Origin of the sequence: Chitinimonas viridis (assembly GCF_030409555.1) — a bacterium.
Lineage (GTDB): Bacteria > Pseudomonadota > Gammaproteobacteria > Burkholderiales > Chitinimonadaceae > Chitinimonas > Chitinimonas viridis.
In genome coordinates, this window is record NZ_JAUFPU010000015.1 from 1 (window position 1) to 3,572 (window position 3,572).

At 56.6% G+C, this 3,572-nt stretch carries 1 protein-coding gene; it reads right to left on the reverse strand.

Annotated features, from left to right (window positions below; all coding sequences use genetic code 11):
* Positions 1 to 3,542, reverse strand: a 3,542-nt coding sequence (locus QWZ03_RS13260; RefSeq protein ID WP_290333155.1) for a SpvB/TcaC N-terminal domain-containing protein, incomplete at its 3' end; no start/stop codon positions are given.
* Between the last annotated feature and the right edge of the window lie 30 nt (positions 3,543 to 3,572).

The following is a 3,572-nucleotide window of genomic DNA, read 5'->3' on the forward strand; positions in this document are numbered from 1 at the left end:
GCGTTCTTGACGGTCTGGGGGTAACGGCCCTTGGCGTCATAGATAATATCTTCGACGGTGCGGGTTTCGTTCAGACCGGTGGCGGGGTTGCGCCAGCTTTGTTGTTTGAGTTCGACCAGGCCGTACTTGTTGCTGCGGCGATCGAAGGTAGTCACCAGCTTGTAGGTGGTGTCGTCGGGTTCGAGGGTTTCGCTCTTGAGCAGGCCGTTGGCGTGGTAGTCGTACTGGACCTTGCGCGGCTGTGCAGTGGCGGTGGGGCTGGTTTGGTTGACGGTGACGGTCTCCACCAGGCTTTGCAGCCAGGGGGCATCGTTGGCCGTGGCGGCCTTGTAGCTGCTATCGGTCTTGGTTTTCCAGACCCCACTGGTGCTGTCGGCTTGGGCGCAGGCGATATCCACGGCGGTCTTGCTGGCGGCCGTCAGCTTGATAGCGCGCTTGACGTTGCCCCAGGTGGTCACACCCGGTGTCAGGCCGTAGTCGGTACACTCCAGCTCGGTGCGGATGGGGCTGCCGTCCAGGTCGCGTTTTTCGGTGAGTTGGCGGCTGCTATGGACGAACCAGGTCTGTGCGCCATTGGGAAACAGGTTGGCATGGACCTTGGTATCGGCAACGGTGTCGTTCAGGACGGTGCCGTTCGCGGCAATAACACGAGCGCGTTCGGTCTGGCCGTTGATTTGCCATGTCACGGCATCCTGACGGCTAACGGTGAGCATACGGGTTCCCGTTGCTTGCACAGTGGCCTCCACCACACGATAGCCTTGTTCGCCTCTCCCCTGCTGATGCTGGGCGGCACCGGCATAGCGATATGTGGTCACTTTGTCGGTCGCAATGCCATTGCTCCGGCGGTGTAGCTGCACAACATAGTTACCGCTGCCAGGAACGCGCTTGAGCGGATAGGCAACTGCATTATCCAGGCTGCTATCCAAAGCAGAGGGATCACGTTGGTAGACACGGCCATCATGGGTTTGGGCGTACTCCACGCTATCAATAGTGCCCACACCATTGGTCACCGATACCAGTTTATCCAGTGCTTGACTTGGCTTGGCTTGGGTAGCAGCAGTAAATATCTCCCATACCCCATTGGGGTGATAGAGCACCATGTCGGGCCTACCATCACCAGTGAAGTCAGCGCCTTGAAATGACCGCTCGTAGTAGATATCTGCAGCGCCCCTGCCGGCATTCGGATTAATAGTCAGTGTGTAGTTCCAAGTCCATGGAGTACAGCGGCTACTGGCCATATCTGTACTCATATGACACAGGACCATCCCTTTGCTGATAGCGTGACTACTTTGTGGCACGGTTTCTACAAAGCTGTATCGCCACACATCTACCCGACCATCACCATCAATATCACCTAAAGTGTAGATACCCGGGTTTGCAGTCACATTGTCCAGGCCTAAGCTCCACTCCGGTGCCAACTTAATGCAATGGCCACCGCCATTACCTTTGGAGTAGCAACCAAAGGTGTCATAGGTAATCGGCGGAATGGGGGTGCCGGGCGGGGTACCATTCGGAACCAGGTTTCCATGCCTTACACCGACCATGATGTCAGAATAGCCATCACCATTAATATCAGCCGTCAGCGACCCACCGTCCATCGCATTGACGATTTGAGACTGGTTATCGGTAAAGCGAAACCATTCACCTCCCATACGTAGGCGAACGCTGCCATTTTCCAGATGGCTCTCCGCCCAAATGGCGCTGTTATCACCGCAATCCATGTAGCCATGGGGAGTTTCGTCTTCTTTATACATGCACTTGGCCAAGTGCAGCGTTTCAGCACGGCCATCACCATCCACATCAGCATTCGCATGTGATACCCGAGATGTGTGATAAAGGTCGGGGGCTAATTTCCAATAGCGTGTCACATCATCAAGTTTTGTACAGTTGAAGCCCATATCCGTCGCAAAACAGACATGCTGAGCACCGGAAACAATAGCCTCACCAGGTGAACTCTGCTCATTGCCAATAGCCAAGTGGATATCATCTCGGCCGTCAGAATTAAAATCCACTACTGCACGGTATGCAGCAGACTGCCCAACTGGGAAATTCGCTGGTTTACAAGCAAATCCTCCGCCATTGCGCATGTTGGACAGACATACCTTCCAACTACCGCTGTTGGCGACATCACCAATCTCTGTCCGCTCGGTGGCGACACGACGAATCAGCAGGTCTGTCTGACCATCACCATTGAAATCTCCCACATTCGTGATCTTGCGCTCCGCCGCGGGTATGTCAGACAACCCAATCGACAAAGCCGAAAACACATCGTGCTGCTCAAACCCGCTACCTGTGGACAAATAGAACGGTTGCTGGCCTTGGGCGTCAGCATGTTTATGCACCAAATCAACCTTGCCATCACCGTTGAAGTCGCCCGATACATATCTGACCAGGCGTTCACCACGAGGTAAATCTACTGACGCTCCCGTCATCTCCAAGTTCGGTCCTTGTGACTTACCTAGACTTACAAACTCCTGCTTCGCCGCCGGATCGGGCTTGGCCCACTCGAAGGTAGTCTTGGGCAGACACTTACCCCCTACCCCACCTTCACATGCAGTCACCGACTGCAGCATGCTGCGGCCGCTGGTCGGGCTCGATTCGTAGCCCAGGCTATAGCTCAGTACGGCCGTGCCGTTATTGCCATTGGCATCGGTGTCGGTATAGGTGCGAATCTTTTCCAACCGCTTGCGGCGGTCGATCCGGCTACCCATCAGATAGGCCACCTCGGCATCCGGCCTGTCGGCCGTGCCATAGTCGAATTCGATCTTGCCATAATGTGCCTGATTGGCGGCCGTATTGGCGCCCCAGCGAATGCTGGCGGGCTGGTGCTCGCCAGTCTTGCCGGCACCGCTACCCGTATTGTCCAGGTAGTCGTAGTCAATGGCATTGCCATCGCGATCCTGGTTGCGGCGCAGCGCCCAACCATGAACCAGGTTGTTGTCAGTATCGACGGTGCTCTTGAGGCGGCTGTTGTCGCTGTCGCCGTAATATTGGGTGTGCCCAGATTTGGTCTCGAGCGTGAAACCTCCCCCCGTACGCTTGATGCGAGTGAAACTCTCCATCTCGGTACGGTACTCTGCATTGTCTGCCCAGTAGTTGGTGTCACTCAGCGGCAGGTTGACCAGCACAAGGCGCTGACCATCCAGGCAGAGTCGGTCTGCCTGTGTGAAGCGAACCGTATCAGTGCGGCCATCCTGCAAGATGGTCTTACCGCAGCGCTGAATTTTGGAAAGACCATTCAAGGTCCAGCCCATCCCAGCGATGCCATTCCCGCCATTGCTGTTATAAGCAAGGCTGATACTCGGCACCATCCCCGCCGTCCCCGGCGGCACCGCAATCGGCAGGCTATACGTCGCCGCCCCATTGCTCACCCCCAGCTCACCCGGCAAGCTGCCCGCATCCGGCAAGGCCACCAGCCCTGCCACTGCGTCGCCCACACTTGCGGCGATGTTGTCCGAGAGCTCCAGTGCGCCGCCTCGCGAGACCACCGTGATGACCGGTCCTGGCGTACTCGAGGTACCCACTGCAGTCGTGGTGGTCATGCCCAGGTAAGCCTTGGCAACGATTTGGTG